At 74.6% G+C, this 16,254-nt stretch carries 11 protein-coding genes; 5 read left to right on the top strand and 6 right to left on the bottom strand.

The window, feature by feature from the left end:
• The first annotated feature begins 86 nt into the window (after positions 1-86).
• Entirely contained in the window at positions 87-2,156 is a 2,070-nt protein-coding gene (locus ACVCAG_RS10195; RefSeq protein ID WP_440085234.1) for a RecQ family ATP-dependent DNA helicase, read from the top strand.
• Between the two features lie 138 nt (positions 2,157-2,294).
• Here the strand turns inward: ACVCAG_RS10195 and ACVCAG_RS10190 are convergent, their stop codons facing one another.
• Together ACVCAG_RS10190 and ACVCAG_RS10185 are read right to left on the bottom strand one after the other, a co-directional pair.
• Entirely contained in the window at positions 2,295-5,132 is a 2,838-nt protein-coding gene (locus ACVCAG_RS10190) for an ABC transporter substrate-binding protein (RefSeq protein ID WP_440085126.1), read from the bottom strand.
• Between the two features lie 151 nt (positions 5,133-5,283).
• Entirely contained in the window at positions 5,284-6,177 is an 894-nt protein-coding gene (locus ACVCAG_RS10185; protein ID WP_440085125.1) for a PfkB family carbohydrate kinase, read from the bottom strand.
• Between the two features lie 184 nt (positions 6,178-6,361).
• Here ACVCAG_RS10185 and ACVCAG_RS10180 point away from each other — a divergent pair, with 184 nt between their 5' ends.
• Complete coding sequence (locus tag ACVCAG_RS10180; RefSeq protein ID WP_440085124.1) at positions 6,362-9,007, top strand: GNAT family N-acetyltransferase; 2,646 nt, start codon at positions 6,362-6,364, stop codon at positions 9,005-9,007.
• A gap of 5 nt (positions 9,008-9,012) precedes the next feature.
• Here the strand turns inward: ACVCAG_RS10180 and ACVCAG_RS10175 are convergent, their stop codons facing one another.
• Entirely contained in the window at positions 9,013-9,576 is a 564-nt protein-coding gene (locus tag ACVCAG_RS10175; RefSeq protein ID WP_440085123.1) for a hypothetical protein, read from the bottom strand.
• Positions 9,577-10,053: 477 nt separating this feature from the next.
• On the opposite strand from ACVCAG_RS10175, the gene ACVCAG_RS10170 reads away from it, so the two are divergent.
• From ACVCAG_RS10170 to ACVCAG_RS10160, 3 genes are read left to right on the top strand one after another with little or no spacing between them, the layout of a single operon-like run.
• On the top strand, positions 10,054-10,644 hold the full coding sequence (locus ACVCAG_RS10170; protein ID WP_344918415.1) for a DUF5998 family protein: 591 nt from the start codon (positions 10,054-10,056) through the stop codon (positions 10,642-10,644).
• A complete protein-coding gene (locus tag ACVCAG_RS10165; RefSeq protein ID WP_440085122.1) occupies positions 10,641-11,768 on the top strand; it encodes an alkaline phosphatase family protein in 1,128 nt (375 codons plus the stop codon). Before ACVCAG_RS10170 ends, ACVCAG_RS10165 begins: the two co-directional genes overlap by 4 nt.
• Positions 11,765-12,601: a rhodanese-like domain-containing protein gene (locus ACVCAG_RS10160; protein WP_440085121.1), complete on the top strand. Its 837-nt coding sequence runs from the start codon at positions 11,765-11,767 to the stop codon at positions 12,599-12,601. The genes ACVCAG_RS10165 and ACVCAG_RS10160 overlap by 4 nt, the downstream gene beginning before the upstream one ends.
• On the opposite strand, the gene ACVCAG_RS10155 is transcribed toward ACVCAG_RS10160, so the two are convergent.
• From ACVCAG_RS10155 to ACVCAG_RS10145, 3 genes are read right to left on the bottom strand one after another with little or no spacing between them, the layout of a single operon-like run.
• The gene (locus tag ACVCAG_RS10155) at positions 12,541-15,180 is read right to left on the bottom strand and encodes a CHAT domain-containing protein (protein ID WP_447189764.1); all 2,640 of its coding nucleotides are present in this window, start codon (positions 15,178-15,180) and stop codon (positions 12,541-12,543) included. The two genes, ACVCAG_RS10160 and ACVCAG_RS10155, sit on opposite strands and share 61 nt — an antisense overlap.
• Positions 15,181-15,645: a hypothetical protein gene (locus ACVCAG_RS10150; RefSeq protein ID WP_440064626.1), complete on the bottom strand. Its 465-nt coding sequence runs from the start codon at positions 15,643-15,645 to the stop codon at positions 15,181-15,183.
• Complete coding sequence (locus ACVCAG_RS10145) at positions 15,642-16,214, bottom strand: sigma-70 family RNA polymerase sigma factor (RefSeq protein ID WP_440085118.1); 573 nt, start codon at positions 16,212-16,214, stop codon at positions 15,642-15,644. The genes ACVCAG_RS10150 and ACVCAG_RS10145 overlap by 4 nt, the downstream gene beginning before the upstream one ends.
• Between the last annotated feature and the right edge of the window lie 40 nt (positions 16,215-16,254).

Raw genomic sequence — 16,254 nt, 5'->3', positions numbered from 1 at the left:
GTACGGCAAGTGCCGCCCGTGTATGCCGTACCGGGGAAAAACAGTCGGCGAGACCTGGTACCAATGACCGGGTGAGCGAAGAGCTGATGCTGCGCGAAGAGGCCGAGGAGCGGCTGCGGGCGCTCGCCGGGGAGCACGCCCGGCTGCGCGAGGACCAGTGGGCGGCGATCAAGGCGCTGGTCATGGACCGGCGCCGGGTGCTCGTGGTGCAGCGCACCGGCTGGGGCAAGTCGGCGGTCTACTTCATCGCCACCGCGCTCCTGCGCGAGCTGGGCGAGGGGCCGACCGTCATCGTGTCGCCGCTGCTGGCCCTGATGCGCAACCAGATCGCCGCCGCCGAGCGCGCCGGGATCACCGCGGTCACGGTCAACTCGGCCAATCCCGAGGAGTGGGAGCGGGTCTACAACCAGGTCGCCGAGGGCGAGGTCGACGTGCTGCTCGTCAGCCCCGAGCGGCTCAACAACCCCGACTTCCGCGACCACGTGCTGCCCGAGCTGGCCGAGAGCGCGGGCCTGATCGTGGTCGACGAGGCACACTGCATCTCCGACTGGGGCCACGACTTCCGCCCCGACTACCGGCGGCTGCGCACGCTGTTCGAGGAGCTCACCGAGGGTGTGCCGATCCTCGCGACCACCGCCACGGCCAACGCCAGGGTGACCCGCGACGTCGCCGAGCAGATGGGCGAGGAGACGCTCGTGCTGCGCGGCGCGCTGGAGCGCGACAGCCTCCATCTCGGGGTCGTGCGCCTGCGCGGCGCCGAGCAGCGCCTGGCCTGGCTCGCCCGCACGCTGCACGAGCTCCCCGGCTCCGGCATCGTCTACACGCTCACCGTGGCCGCCGCCCAGGAGATCGCCGCCTACCTGCGCGAGCAGGGCCACGAGGTGATCGCCTACTCCGGGCAGACCGAGCAGGCCGAGCGGCTCGCCGCCGAGCAGGCACTGCTCGACAACAAGATCAAGGCACTGGTCGCGACCTCCGCCCTCGGCATGGGCTACGACAAGCCCGACCTCGGCTTCGTGGTGCACGTCGGCGCGCCCCAGTCCCCGGTGGCCTACTACCAGCAGGTCGGCCGTGCGGGCCGAGGGGTCGAGCGGGCCGAGGTGATCCTGCTGCCCGGCGCGGAGGACCGCGACATCTGGGCCTACTTCGCCTCGCTCGCCTTCCCTCCCGAGCCCGTCGTGCGCTCCGTGCTGGCCGCGCTGGAGGAGGGCGGCGTGATGTCCACGGCCGCCCTGGAGAACCGGGTGGACCTCAGCCGCAGCCGCCTGGAGACCATGCTGAAGGTCCTCGACGTCGACGGCGCGGTGCGCCGGGTCAAGGGCGGCTGGGAGTCCACCGGCGAGCCCTGGGGCTACGACGCCCCGCGCTACGCCAGGGTCGCCGCCGAGCGCGAGGCCGAGCAGCGGGCCATGCTCGAATACCTCGACACCACCGGCTGCCGGGAGGAGTTCCTGCGCCGCCGCCTCGACGACGACACCGCCTCCCCCTGCGGCCGCTGTGACAACTGCACCGGCCTCCATCGCTCGCCCGAGGTGGACGAGCAGGCCGTACGGTCGGCCGCCGACCGGCTCCAGCGGCCCGGGGTGGACGTCGAGGCGCGTAAGCAGTGGCCGACCGGGCTGGCCGACCTCAAGGGACGGATCAGGCCGGAGCTGGGCGCCGAGCCCGGCCGGGCGCTGGGCAGGCTCACCGACATCGGCTGGGGCAACCGCCTGCGCGGCCTCCTCGCCGACGGCGCCGCCGACGGGCCGGTCCCCGACGACGTCTTCGCCGCCGTGATCAAGGTGCTGTCGTCCTGGGAGTGGGCCCAGCGCCCGGTCGGCGTCGTCGCGGTGCCCTCGGGCAGCCGCCCCCAGCTCGTCCGAAGCCTCGCCGAGCGGCTGGCCCAGGTGGGGCGCCTGTCCTACCTGGGCGATCTCGGTTACCGGTCGGGACCGCCCGGACGGCAGTTCAACAGCGCGCAGCGCGTCCAGGCGATCAGGGGCACCCTGGCCATGCCCGCCGCCCTGGGCCCGGCCGTCGCCGGGGCCGGAGGCCCGGTCCTGCTCGTCGACGACCTGGTCGACACCGGCTGGACGATGACGCTGGGAGCCGCCATGCTCCGCCACGCCGGGGCCCCCGCCGTGCTGCCCCTCGCCCTCGCGGTCACCAGCTAGAAGCCGGTCGGGAGCCCGCCGGGAATCGCCTGGAAGGGGGCGGCGGGCTCCCGGGAAGGCGCGGCCCAACGAAAGGCGCGGCCCTCAAGAAGGCCTCAAGGCCTCAAGAAGGTACGTCCCCCAGGAAAGGCGCGTCCCTCAGGAAAGGCCGAGATCGACGTAGTCGTAGTCGGAGAAGGCGTGGCTGACGTGCACGTTCGTCAGGCGCTTGCCGCGGAGCAGGACGCGGGTGTCCCACTGGACGGGCAGCACGACTGCCTGCTCCATGACCGTGCGGTCGACCCGCGCCCACAGCTCCTCGCGCCGGCCGGTGTCGAGCTCGGCGCCGGCCTGGTCGATGAGGTGGTCGGCCTCGGGCAGGCGCACGCTCACGTTGAACGACAGGCCGTCCTCCAGGATCTCCCGGCTGTCGGTCAGGTACGGCAGGTAGCTGGCGCCCTCCGGCCAGTCGGCGGTCCAGGCCCGGATGGAGAGGCCGATCTTCTCCTTCCGCAGATAGGAGGGGCTGCCGCCGTGCTGGGCGGTGTGCTCGGCCTGGGACATGCCCCTGAGCGTGAGCCGGATCCCGACGCGTCCCAGGGCCGCCTTCAGGGCCTCGGCGGCCTTCCGCTCGGCGGGCTGTCCGGCCCGGAAGACGATCGTGGCCGCGAAGCCGCCGGGCCGCCCGCACGCGGCCAGCTGCCCGCGAGCCGCGGCCACGTCGCCCTTGCCGGTCTGGTACAGGTTCAGCGGGCGGTGCCCGGAGATGGTCGGCGGGAGCAGCCCGGTGGCGATCGTGCCCGCGCGCAGGCCGCGGCCGTAGGCGTCGCGCAGGGCCTCCCGGTCCGCCGCGGCGAACACGGCCCTGCGGCAGGCCACGTTGTCGAAGGGCAGCACCTGCGGGTTGATCGCGACGTACCGCAGCCAGCCGATCGTGGGCGCGTCGGCCCGCGCCCTGAGCGCGGGATCGGCCGCGATCCGCTCCGGCAGCTTCGCGCTCGCGCCCGAGTCGAGGTCCAGGTCGAGGTCGCCGGAGACGAGGCCCTTGTCGACGGCGTCCTGGTCCATGTCGAAGGTGATCTCGTAGCGGTCGGGGAGCGCCCGGCGGTTCGGGTCGGTCGCCGGTGACCAGTGCGGGTTGCGGACCAGGACGAGCCGCTTGCCCCGCTCCGCGCTCTCGAACATGTAGGGGCCCGAGGAGAGCACGTGCTTCTCGTACGCCGCGCCGGTGTCCTTCGCCTCGGGGACCGGCATGGTTTGGGGGACCTGGGCGACGTGGTCGAACGCCCCGTGTGGCTTTCTGAGGTGGAACACGACGGTCCGGTCGTCCGGGGTCCGGATCGCCCCGTCGGTGTCGGCCTTCGGCGACGCGAAGTAGCCCCGGTAGCCCGAGGGCAGGTTCAGCAGCTCCTCGAAGTGGTACGGGCCCCGGCTGAGCGTGTCCTTGCCGATCGCGCGGAGCACGGCGTGCTTGACGTCCGCGGCGACGATCGGCGTGCCGTTCTCGTACTTCAGGCCCTCCCTGAGCCGGTACGTCCACGTCCTGCCCCCGTCGCTGGGCACGCCGGGGCCCTCCGCCAGGTCGCCCACGAGTTCCCGGCTCCCGGCGCCGGGAACGGGCCGGTACATCGTCAGCGAGCGTCCGTAGAGCCGCGCGACGTTCCACAGCGACGGGTAGTAGGTGTTGCCCGGATCGAAGGAGTCGGCGACGAAGCCGGCGCCGAACCGCATCGTCCCGCCCCTGCGTGCCGAGGGGTTGACGACCGAGGCCGAGGCCGCGTCGAAGCCGGTCGGCGCCGGCTTCGGCGTCACCCGCGAGACGGCTTCGGGCTCGCCGGACGGCAGGACCAGCCAGGTGGTGACGCCCAGCACGCAGGCGGTCGCCAGGGCCGAGGCGGCGAGCAGGATCCGCCGGCGCCCCACCGTGCAGGCGAGCCGGGCGAGCCGGCCCGGTGACGGCGAGGAGAACCCGGTGGAAGGCGTCGCGGGAGAAGGCGCCCGAGACAGCGCCCCCGACGGAGCCCCCGACGGTACCGGGGACGGGACGGAGGACCGGGCCGGGACCGGCGCGCGGCCCGGCAGGGGAGCCGGTGCCGGGAACGCGGAGGAGGAGCGGGCCGTTCCCGGCGCGCGGGGTGGCGGGGGAGACGCGGGGGGCGGGAACGTTCCGGAGACCGGCTCGGGACCACCGGCCGCGTTCAGCAGCATGTCCAGCACGTCGGCCGAGCCGGGCCGGGAGCGGGGGTCCTTGGTGAGGGCCGCGCCCAGCAGCGGGCGCAGCGACTCCGGCACGCCGGACAGGTCCGGTTCCGCGATGAGGATGCGGCGCATCACCACGGCCAGGTTGCCCAGCCCGAACGGGGGCTGCCCGGTCGCCGCGAACACCATGGTCCCGGCCCAGGCGAACACGTCGCCCGCCGGTCCGACCTCCTGCTCGTGGAACTGCTCGGGCGCCATGTAGGCGGGCGTGCCGACCAGGTCCGTGGTCAGGCTGTACGCGGCGTCCAGGGCTCTGGCGATGCCGAAGTCGATGACGCGGGGGCCGTCGGGGCCGAGCAGGACGTTGCTGGGCTTGAGGTCGCGGTGCACGATCCCGGCACGGTGGATCGCGGCCAGCGCGGTGGCGGTGGCGACGGCCAGCCTGACCAGCGCGTACTCCTCGCGTGGCCCCTCCCTGGACACCACCTGCTGCAGCGACTCGCCGTCGACGTACTCGCTCAGAATGTACGGCCGGTCGCCGGTGGCGTCGGCCTGCAGCACCCGGGCGGTGCAGAACGGGGCGACCCGCCGGGCGGCGTCGGCCTCCCGCTGGAAGCGCCGCTTGGCATGCGCGTCGTCGGAGAGCCTGGCGTGCAGCACCTTGAGCGCGACGCGCTCTCCCTCGGGGGTGCGCGCCAGGTAGACCACGCCCTGGCCGCCCTCACCGAGGAATCCGACCAGCCGGTGCGGGCCGATCAGCTCCGGGTCACCCGGCCGCAGGGGGCGGGGCTCCGGCATGCGTCACTCCAGGGGGTCGCCGCGAACATGGTCCCACCACATTATTGGATCACCGTGGAGAGCGGGGAAAACCCCGGGACCGCACCCGGCGCGGACCGGTGGCCTGCAGTGGTACGGGCGGCCAGCGGCGCGGGCGGTCAGGCGGGGACGGTCAGAGGCGGGGGCGGGCGCCCAGGTGCGAGATGGCCCGGGAGGCCAGGTGGCAGCCGGAGGCGAGAGCCTCGGCAGGGGGCTTGCCGCCGAGCCAGGCGGGCAGGAAGCCGGCGGTGAAGGCGTCACCGGCACCGGTGCCGTCGACCACGCGCTCCACGGACTCGGCGGGAACCCTGATCGGGTCGGGGCGGTTGTTGGCGTACCAGAGCGCGCCCTCGTCGCGGAGCTTCACGACGACCTGGGGGAACCAGGCGGTGAGGACCTTGGCGGCGGCGGCGGGGTCGTCGCGGCCGGTGAGGACCTTGGCCTGGTCGGCGTTGGCGAACAGCAGCTTGGCGCTCTGCGTCCACTCGAGGAAGGGCTCGGCGCCGGTGCGCTCCAGGGGGGCGGAGGAGGAGCAGTCGACCGAGACGGTCATCCCCGCGCGGCGGGCCATCTCCAGGGCGGCCATGCCGGCGTCGCGGGAACCCTCGTTGATCAGGGTGTAGCCGGACAGGTGCAGGTGCCCGCCCTGGGAGAACAGGTCACGGGGCAGGTCCTCGGGGGACAGGGCCGCGTTCGCGCCCGGGTCGGACAGCATGGTGCGCTCGCCCTTGTGGGTGACGAGCACCACGCAGGTGCCGGTCGGGCGCTCGGGATCCATGACGAGGCGGGCGTCGACGCCGTAGCCCATCAGCTCCATGTCGCGGTTACGGCCCGTGATGTCGGCGCCGCGCCGCCCGATGAAGGCGACCTCGGTGCCCTCGACGGCGAGCCAGGAGGCGATGTTGGCACCCGAACCACCGCCGTGCATGGTGACGATCGCCGGTGTGTCGCTGGCCCTGGCCAGCGGGTAGCGAGCCCGCGCGACCGCGTCGGTCATGAGATCGCCCACCACGACCACCCGCGTCATGATGTCACCACCTTGCTGCCTTCGATGCCGACGTGCCTCTAGACATGCTTCAAGCCATACCTCTGGTCGTGCCTCTAACCGCGAAAAACTTAACAGCTTCCGGCCAGCGTATGGGGTCTTGACCGGACACCGGACCACAGTCGATGCACAAGCGTTGCGTGAATCCGTCCGGGTGGTCTGCCATATGAGATTCGCGTCTACTCTCGGGACTGTGGAGGCTGCTCAGTATCCCGCTCACTGGGAGGCGGACGTCGTTCTCTCGGACGGCGGCACCGCCCACGTACGCCCGATTCGGCCCGCCGACGCCGACCGGTTGCGTTCCTTCTACGGCCGGCTGTCCGACGAGTCGATCTACTTCCGCTTCTTCGGTCCCCGGCCGCGGCTGTCGGAGCGGGAGATCACCTGGTTCACCAACGTCGACTACGAGAGCCGCGTGGCGTTGATCGCCACGATCGGCACCGAGATGGTGGCGGTCATCCGCTACGACCGGATCGAGCCCGGTGAGGCTGAGGTCGCCTTCCTCGTCGAGGACGCCCACCAGGGCCGGGGGGTCGCCTCGGTGCTCCTCGAACACCTGGCCGCCACCGCCAGGGAGCAGGGGATCGCGCGTTTCGTCGCCGACGTCCTGCCCGCCAACCAGAAGATGATGGCGGTGCTCAAGCAGGTCGGCTACACCGCGCAGAGCCGCTTCGCCGACGGCGTGGTCAGGATGACCCTCGACCTCACCCCGACCGAGACCGCCCAGGAGGTGACCACCGCCCGCGAGCACCGCGCCGAGTCCCGCTCCATCGAACGGCTGCTCTCCCCGGGTTCGGTGGCGGTCGTGGGAGCGGGCCGCGAGCCGGGCGGCGTCGGCCAGACCGTGCTGCGCAACCTGCTCGGCGCCGACTTCGCCGGTCCGGTCTACCCCGTGCACCGCGAGGCGCGGGCCGTCGCGGGGGTGCGGGCCTACCCGAGCGTGACGGCCATCGACGGCGAGGTGGACCTCGCCGTGCTCGCCGTACCCGCCGACGGGGTGATCGAGGTGGTCAAGGAGTGCGCGGAGAAGGGCGTACGCGGGCTGATCGTGGTCTCCTCGGGGTTCGGCGAGACCGGACCCGAGGGCCGGGCCAGGCAGGACGAGCTGGCGCGCATCGCCCGCGCGTACGGCCTGCGGGTCGTCGGTCCCAACTGCCTCGGCATCGCCAACACCGACCCCGCGGTACGGCTGAACGCCACCCTCGCCGCGACCCTCCCGGGGCTCGGCCGGGTCGGCTTCTTCAGCCAGTCGGGCGCCCTGGGCACCGCGCTGCTGCAGCGGGTGGCCCAGCGCGGCATGGGCATCTCCTCGTTCGTCTCGGCGGGCAACCGCGCCGACGTGTCGGGCAACGACCTGCTCCAGTACTGGGAGGAGGACCCGCGGACCGACGTGATCCTGCTCTACCTGGAGTCGCTGGGAAACCCCCGCAAGTTCGCCCGCCTCGCGCGGCGCATCTCGCGCCGCAAGCCGATCGTGGTCGTCAAGAGCGGCGGCACCACCCAGGACGTGCCCACCGGCCACGCCGCGCCCGTGCTCGGCCTGCCCGACACCGCGCTCAGCGCGCTGTTCGAGCAGGCGGGGGTGATCAGGGTCGACGACCTGATCCAGCAGTTCGACGTGGCGCAGCTGCTGGCCTACCAGCCGCTGCCGGCCGGGTCCAGGGTCGGGCTGGTCAGCAACTCCGACGCGATGGCGCTCCTCGCGGCCGACGCCTGCGTGCGGGTGGGCCTGGAGCCGAGCCCGCCGGTCAACCTCGGCGCGCGGGCCTGCGCGGAGGAGTTCGGCGCGGCCCTGACCTCGGTGATCCCGGACGTGGACGCCGTGGTCGCGATCTACATGCCGCCCATCCCCGGCGACGGCGCGAAGGTCGCCGCCGAGCTGCTGCGCGCCTCCCGCGACTGCGGCAAGCCGGTGCTGGCCACCTTCGAGGGCAGGATCGGCATGCTCGACGAGCTGCGGGTCGGCGCCGTACCCGGGCGGGGCTCCATCCCCTCGTACGCGGCGCCCGAGGAGGCGGTCCGCGCGCTCGCCCACGTCGTGCGGCACGCGCGCTGGCTGGAGCGGCCCGCGGGACTGCCCGAGGAGATCGAGGGCGTCGACGCCGGCGCCGCGCGCGACCTCGTGCTCGCGACGCTCGGAGACGCCCCGGCCGAGATCGACGCCTCGGAACTGCTCGCCCGCTACGGGGTGGAGGTATGGCCGTCGGAGACGGTGGAGTCGCCGGAGGAGGCCGTCGAGGCGGCGTCGAGGCTCGGCTGGCCGGTCGTGCTGAAGGCGGCGGGCCCCGAGGCGGCCATGCGCGCCGGGACCGTGCGCCTGGGGCTGTCCGGGCCCGACGGGGTGCGCGACGCCTACGCCGACCTGACGCGCCAGCTCGGACCGGAGGCCGTGCTCGCGGTGCAGCGCATGGCCCCGCAGCCCGCGGTGCCGACCGTGGCCGGGGTGATGGACGACCCGGCCTTCGGCGCGGTGGTCTCCTTCGGGCTCGGCGAGATCACCGCGAGGCTGCTGCGCGACGAGGCGTACCGGCTGGCCCCGCTGACCTGTGAGGACGCCGCCGCGCTGGTGAGGTCGCCGCGCGCCGCGCCCCTCCTCCTCGGCGAGTACGGCTACCCGCCGGTCGCCGTCGAGGCCCTGGAGGATCTGCTGATCCGGCTCGGGCGGCTGGCGGACGACCTCCCCGAGGTGGCGCGGCTCACCCTCGACCCGGTGCTGGTGGGGGAGTCGGGGGTGATCGTGCTGGGCGCCCGCGCCGTGCTCCGCAGCCACGAGGGCCCGCGCCCCGACGGCGGCCCCCGGCGCCTCGGCTAGAGGACTTACCCGTTCTGGCCCGTCCGCCGGGCCGCGGGGACGATCTGGACCGTGCTGGCGACGGTGGCCGGCGCGGGACCGGTCTCCATCGCGGCCTCCGTGCCGGTCGTCGTGCCCGTCTCCGCGCTGGGGTCGACCATGTCCTCCATGTCCTCCACGCCGTCCCGGACGGTATGGACGGCCCTGCCGGACGCGGTCAGCGTCCCCGAGGCGTTCCGCGACACGGCCACGCCGACCGTGATCCGGGGAAGCTGGAACCCGGGGGCGACCAGGCCGCGCGTGCCGCAGCCGACGATCCTGGCCGTGATCCGGCACCTCCAGCCCGTGCCCGAGGCGCTCACCGGGGTCAGGCCGGAGGGGAAGTGGTAGGCGACCTCGGTCGGACGGGTGATCCCGGCGGAGCCGGGGGCCGCGGTGACGTCGATGGAGAACGTGCCGGCGCCGCCCGCCTGGAACGGGCCGTCGTGAACCGTGGTGAGGATCAGGTCGCCGGGGAGCTCCGCCCCCGAGGTGGGCGGGCCCACGGCGGTCGCCGCCGCGGCCGTCATGGCGGCCGTGACGACGGTCACCGGGACGGTCGCCGCGAGGCGCGAGAGGCCGGTCCGCCACGCGGGCCGGGCCCGTTGTGACGAATCCGGCTGTGCCCCTCCGGCCATCCCGGCCCGTCCGGCTGAATCCGGACCTTCACCGGCCATATTCCTCGCCCCCGATTCCGGTAGGAATGCACCGCTTCCGATTTCGGCGCGGTGAAAAGCATTCCCAGATATGTAAAGCAAGGCGGAGAATGCGGAGAATCGCCCGTTACCGCTCCTCGGACGTACGCGCACGCCACCGCTATCGCTCCCGATAACCCCGACGGGATCACGCCAAACCGATCGGAGGGTAAAGCCGCGGGCGGGAACGGGCTCCCGGCGGCTCCCGGATCGCCCCGACGACGCCTTTCCGGCCGGAGAAGCCGATGGCGGGCCGCATCACGATTTGCACCGTGGGCCGAAGCTCACGTGCTCCCGGTGAAAGCGCTGCCCCGGACAGGGCAGGATGGACCCATGAGGGAAACCCGACTCTCGTCCGCCGGCCTGCGCGACGCCATCGACCGCAGTGGCTACTATCCCGACCTGGTCGCCGACGCGGTCGAGTCCGCGCTCGGCAAGGAGCAGGTGGACGCCTACGTCGTGCACCACGAGGCCACCTTCGACCCGGCCATGGAGGTGCGCAGGCACGTCACCGTGCTGGTGCTCTCCCCCACCCGGCTGCTCGTCTGCCACACCGACGAGCACCCGCCGGTGGAGGGGGTGTCGGCGTCCCACGCCTCCACGACCACCGAGGCCGTGCGCCTCAGCCGGATCCAGTCGGTCGCGGTCACCCGGGTCGTCCCCGACCCCGCCTCCTACGTGCCGGGAGTGCCGCCCACGGAGGTCACGCTCACCATCGGCTGGGGGGCCATCTCCCACGTCGACCTGGAGCCGGCCACCTGCGGCGACGAGAACTGCGAGGCCGACCACGGATACACCGGCGCCATCACGGCCGACGACCTCTCCCTGCGGGTGAGCGAGGCGGCCGACGGGCCGGAGGCCGTCTCCCACGTGCTGGCCTTCGCCAAGGCACTGTCGGAGGCCACCGCCCGCACCGCCTCATGAACCCCCTGGTCCCCGCGTACGGGACGGCCTCGCTCGCGGACCTGTCCTCCTCGCTGCTCGCCGCGGTCGGGGTGGACGGCGGCAACCCGCTGGATCTCGCCCCGGCGGGGCGGGTCCTGCTGTTCCTCGTCGACGGCATGGGCGCCGAGCTGCTCCGCGCCCACCCCGACGTCGCGCCGTTCCTGTCCTCCCTGTCCGGCGGGGTGTCCGGCGGGGTGCTCACCGCGGGCTTCCCCGCCACGACCGTGACCAGCCTGGGCACCCTCGGCACCGGCATGCCGCCGGGCGGGCACGGCATGCTCGGCTACCAGCTCGCCGTGCCCGGCGCCGGATACATGCTCAACTGCCTGCGCTGGACCGCCCCGGGGCCCCTCGTCGAGCCCGGGGAGTGGCAGCCGGCCCCGACCGTCTACGAGCGCGCGGCGGCGGCCGACGTCACGGTCAGCTACGTCGGCCCTGCCAAGTTCGAGACCACCGGTTTCAACAGGGCCGTCTACCGGGGCGTGCGCTTCGTCGGGGCCGACGAGGTCGACGACCGGATCGCCGGGGTCCGCCACGCGCTGGCCGAGCCCCGGGCCCACGTCTCGGTCTACTACGGCGACCTCGACTCCGCCGGCCACATCAACGGCTGGGGCTCCCCGGCCTGGCTCGACCAGCTCGCCTCGGTCGACCGGATGGCCGAGCGGCTGGCGGAGACGCTCCCGCCGAACTCGGCGATGTACGTCACCGCCGACCACGGCATGATCAACGTCACCGATCGCGTCGACGTCGACGCCCTCCCCGAGCTGCGCGAGGGCGTCACCCTGCTCGGCGGGGAGGCCAGGGCCCGCCACCTCTACACCGCCCCCGGCGCCTCGGCGGCGGTCCTCGACACCTGGCGCGACGTCCTCGCGGGAAAGGCGTGGGTGGTGTCCCGGGAGGAGGCGGTCGAGTCCGGCTGGTTCGGGCCGGAGATCCGCCCGGAATGGCTGCCCAGGATCGGTGACGTCCTCGCGGTGCCGTACACCGACTGCGCCGTCGTCGCCTCGGTCGCCGAGCCGCACGAGGCGGGGTTCCTCGGCTGCCACGGCTCGCTGACACCCGCCGAGCAGTACGTTCCCCTTCTGGAGGTAAGCACCCGATGAGCCCGCTGATCACCCCCGCCGAGCTGGAGGGCATGACCGGGGTGAGCGTTCTCGACGTGCGCTGGAAGCTCGCCGTCCTGCCCACGGGACCGGCCGGGATCGACTCCTACCGCGAGGGGCACATCCCCGGCGCGGTCTTCTGCGACCTGGAGACCGACCTCGCGGCCCACGCCGGGCCGGGGGGCGAGGGCGGCCGCCACCCGCTGCCCTCCGCCGAGGCGTTCCAGGAGGCGATGCGCCGGCTCGGCGTGTCCGGCTCCCGGACCGTCGTCGTCTACGACGGGGCCGACTCCACCGCGGCCGCCGCCCGCGCCTGGTGGCTCCTTCGCTACTTCGGCCACCCCGACGTGCGGGTCCTCGACGGCGGCCTGCGCGCCTGGGTCTCGGAGAACCTGCCGGTCTCCGTCGAGGAGCACCGCCCCGAGCCCGGCGACTTCGAGGCGCGGCCGGGAGGGATGCCGGTGCTCGACGCCGCACGGGCCGGCGAGCTCGCCGCCGACGGGGTGCTGCTCGACGCCCGCGCGGCCGAGCGCTACCGGGGCGAGGTCGAGCCGATCGACCCGGTCGCCGGGCACATCCCGGGCGCGGTCAGCGCCCCCACCGGCGAGAACGTCGACCCCTCCGGCCGCTTCCACCTGCCCGACTTCCTGCGCGAACGCTTCAACACCCTGGGCGTCGTCCCCGGCGTGGAGGTCGGCGCCTACTGCGGATCCGGCGTGACGGCCGCGCACGAGGTGCTGGCCCTGGAGGTGGCCGGCATCCCGGCCGCGCTCTACGTCGGGTCGTGGTCCGACTGGGTGACCGACTCCTCCCGGCCGGTCGCCACCGGCTGACCGCCCCGGACGATCAGCTCCTTCCGGCCGGTCGCCACCGGCCGACCGCCCCGGGTGACCGGCTCCCGCGGGCCGGTCGCCACCGGCCGGTCCCCGCACCCGAAGCAGACGAAGCCCGCCACGCCGGTCTTCCCGCTCGCGACGGCCAGCGCCCGCGCGGGCGGGTCACCGGCGGCCAGCGCCCCGTGGAAGGCGGTCATCAGCGTCAGCGTCTCCTCGTCGCGCACCGGCACCAGGCTGGCCACCACGCATCGCGTCCCCAGCGACAGGAACGTGCCCGCCAGCCCCAGGGGCGCCCCGTCCGCGGGGGCGTGCGCCATCCCCGCGTCGCACGCCGACAGCACCACCAGCGCGGGCGGGGTGCGCAGCCGCAGCAGGTCGTACGCCATCAGCGGGCCGTCGTCGAGATCGATGCTCGACAGCAGCGGGCTGCGCGGGGAGAACATCCCGTGCGCGGCCAGGTGGGCCACGTCGGCCCGCTCCAGCGCCGCCATCACCTCCGCCCGCCGCGCCGCCACCCGCCCGGTCCCCGGATGGCACTCGCCGACCATGCGGGCCTCGGCCTCCGCGTACCGCAGCCCCGGTCCCGCCACCACCACCGGCACCGCCGCCTCCCGCCCGTCCCGTACGGCCGGCACCCGCCACCCGGCCAGCCAGGCGGCGGCGCTGGCCGCCACGGTCACCGGCCGGTCGGCGTTCATCGGCAGCAGCGGCCAGGGCAGGGTGTGCAGCGTCCCCGTCGGCACGATCACCAGCGGCCGGCCGCCCAGCCGGTCACGCAGCGAGCCGAAGAGGAGCCGCTCCAGCTCCGCGGCCTCCGCGCCGGGCTCGGGGGCGCTCCCGTCGAGCAGGTGCGTCCTGCGCAGCCCGTACCGGAGGCGGACGGTGGCCTCGGCGACGGCGGCGAACGGTCCGAGGCGGCGCAGCGTCACGCGGTCCCGGGCGACCACGACGGCCGCCAGATCACCCTCGTGGCGGACGAACTCCACCAGGATCGACTCCCCGAGCGCCGCCCGCAGCGCGGCCAGGCCGGGCGCGAGCGGCCGGCCGGCACCCCCGGTGACCGCCCGCCACCGCTCGGCCCAGGCCAGGACCGCGCGGCCCCGCCCGGTCCGCATCGCCAGGGCCAGCCCGAACCCGGCCAGCGGCTCACCGGCCCTGGCGGCGTGCGCGCGCACCACCGGATCCTCGAACGTCCTCGTCCCGGCGCCCACCTCCGCCAGCCCGGCCAGCACCGCGGCGAACGCCCCTCTCCGGTCTCCCGCCAGGGACCGTCGCAGCGCCGTCGCCTGAAGGGCGACCACCCCTCGGCCCGATCGGGCCAGGAGGGCCAGCTGGTCCTCGGCGGACGGCCGGTCGCCCAGCCCGAGCGAGACCTCGGCGGCGGTGAGCCTGAGCGCCGCCGAGGTGTCCCCGTGCCCGGCGGCGTCGAGGGCGTCGGCGCACGAGAGCATCGCCGCGGGCAGCTCCGCCGAGGGCGGGTCCAGCGCGAGCCGGGCCCGCAGGATGATCTCGTCGGCCACCGGAGCCAGCACCGTCCGCCCCTGCGCGGCCAGCTCGCGGGCGGCCAGTTCGGCGCTCTCCCGGGCGCGGCGCGGATCACCGGTGCGCAGCTCGACCCTGGCGAGCAGGAGGAGGGCCTCGGCCAGCGCCGTCCCGGCGCCCGCCGCCGCCAGCTCGGGAACCGCCATCTCCAGCAGCACCCGCGCCTCGCCGGGCAGATGGGCGCCGACCAGGGCCTCGGCCAGGTCGCAGCGCACCGTCGCCAGCCGTTCCGGGTAGCCGACCAGGATGCTTTCCGCGCGCCGGTAGGCGCTGAACGCGGCGGGCAGGTCACCGCGCCGCGCGGCGAGGAACGGCAGGTTCCCCTCGGCGAGCGCGAGAACGTGTTCCAGGCCCGCGTCCCTCGCCAGCTCCGCGCACCGGTTCAGATCGGCCTCCGCCGCTTCGAACTCCCCCAGGAACACCCGGGCGAGCCCGCGGTTCAGCATCGCCCCGGCGAGGAACCTGACGTCGCCGCCGAGGACGGGCACGGCCCGGTCGCAGTGGTCGACGGCCTCGCGGTAGCGGCCGAGCCGCGCCAGGGCCACGGCCCGGTGCACGCCGAGCTTGCCGACCTCGGCCGGGGTCAGGCCGGGCTCGGCGTCGGCGGCGACGGCCAGCGCCTGCTCGGGGTGCCCCAGCTCCGTGCGGACGTGGACCAGCGACAGCCGCGCCTGGGCCGCCCGGTGCGGCAGCCCCGCCGAGAGCGCGATCCGCACCGCCCGGCCCAGCCGCTCCTCGGCGAACGGCAGGTCGCCCAGTTCGCGCGCCGCCACCGCCAGCGCCCGGTGCGCCACCGCCTCGGCCTCGCAGTGCCCGCACCCCGCGACCGCGCCGCCGTCGGGACCGCTCTCCGGATCACGTTCCGGGGTGCCGCTGTTCGAAGCGCCACCCGGGCCGGGCCGATCGGCCACCTCCCGGCAGGACGCGGGAAGCGCGGCGAGCACGGTACGGGCGAGCGCGAGGGCGCGGGCCGGGTCGCTGCCCGAGAGCTCGACCGCGTGCTCGGCGGCGGCGAGCGCCTCGTCGGAGGTCACCTACGGGCGGATCCGGGTCCAGCTGGTGACCACAGGGCAGCCCTCGGGCCGGTGGCACACCACGCTGAACCAGCCCGGCGGCAGGCCGGTGACGGCGAACTGGCCCGTCGCGGACAGCGCGCGTGACTCGGTGAGATGCAGGGTGCGGACCTCGACCAGCGTGCCCGCCTCGGGGCAGGGGGAGATCTGGCCCGCCAGGTCGACCAGGCCGTCCACGGAGGTGATCTCCAGCTCCACCGTGAGCTCGCCGGCGGTGAACCTCAGCAGCCGGGGCTCCTCTGCGGACCGGACGCCTCGCGGCACGGGCGTGGCCACGGGGCGGGCCGTGGTGGCGTCGGGCAGCCGCAGGCCGAAGGCCGCGCGGGCGGCGGCCGTCACCCGCGCGGGCACCGGGTCGTTCCCCGAGGCCAGGCGCAGCGCGGCTATCAGGGACTCGTCGTCGATCGCCGTCGGATGTCGCGTCACGGTGTCGCCTCCCGGGCGGTGAGCAGGGTGCGGAGCCGGTTCAGGCAGCGGCCCCGGGTGGGGCCGTAACTGCCGCTGGGCATGCCCAGACGCCCGGCCAGCTGGTGGACGCCCGCGTCGGGGGCCGTGGCCATCAGCCGGAACAGCGAGCGGCACGGCTCTTGCATCTCGTCGACGGCCTGCCACAGGCGGCGGCCCTCGTCGGCGCTCAGCACGGCCAGCGCGGGATCGGCGTGGGCGTGCCCGGCGCCGGCCGGGGCGAGGTGCGCGTGCTCGGCGTCCGCCGGGTCGGCGACCAGCCGCTCGCCCCGGTGCCGCCGGCTCAGCAGGGACGCCTCGCGCTTGGCCGTGGTGAACAGCCAGGGACCGATCCTGTCCGGATCGCGGATGGTGTGCAGGCTCTCCAGCAGCCGCAGCCAGGTGCCCTGCACCGCGTCGGCGGCGTCGGCCGGGCTCAGGTCGTAGGCGCGCACGGCCGACCACAGCAACCCTTCGAAACGGGTGACCAGCTCGTCCCAGGCAGCCTGGTCGTCCACCAGGATGGCGTCGATCGTGTGCTGATCGCCCACCGGCACCTCCATGGCCGCGTAGAACACTTTGAGTGTTCAC

Source organism: Streptosporangium sp. G12, from assembly GCF_052983175.1.
Note: the sequence above shows the minus strand (reverse complement) of the source record. Positions and strands in the feature narration are given on the sequence as shown.

Bases quoted from the DNA above. Each gene is read 5' to 3' on its own strand.
- ACVCAG_RS10190 (WP_440085126.1), bottom strand. From the start codon at position 5,132: ATGCCGGAGCCCCGCCCCCTGCGGCCGGGTGACCCGGAGCTGATCGGC.
- ACVCAG_RS10160 (WP_440085121.1), top strand. From the start codon at position 11,765: ATGAGCCCGCTGATCACCCCCGCCGAGCTGGAGGGCATGACCGGGGTG.
- ACVCAG_RS10180 (WP_440085124.1), top strand. From the start codon at position 6,362: ATGAGATTCGCGTCTACTCTCGGGACTGTGGAGGCTGCTCAGTATCCC.
- ACVCAG_RS10165 (WP_440085122.1), top strand. From the start codon at position 10,641: ATGAACCCCCTGGTCCCCGCGTACGGGACGGCCTCGCTCGCGGACCTG.
- ACVCAG_RS10170 (WP_344918415.1), top strand. From the start codon at position 10,054: ATGAGGGAAACCCGACTCTCGTCCGCCGGCCTGCGCGACGCCATCGAC.
- ACVCAG_RS10195 (WP_440085234.1), top strand. From the start codon at position 87: ATGCTGCGCGAAGAGGCCGAGGAGCGGCTGCGGGCGCTCGCCGGGGAG.
- ACVCAG_RS10185 (WP_440085125.1), bottom strand. From the start codon at position 6,177: ATGACGCGGGTGGTCGTGGTGGGCGATCTCATGACCGACGCGGTCGCG.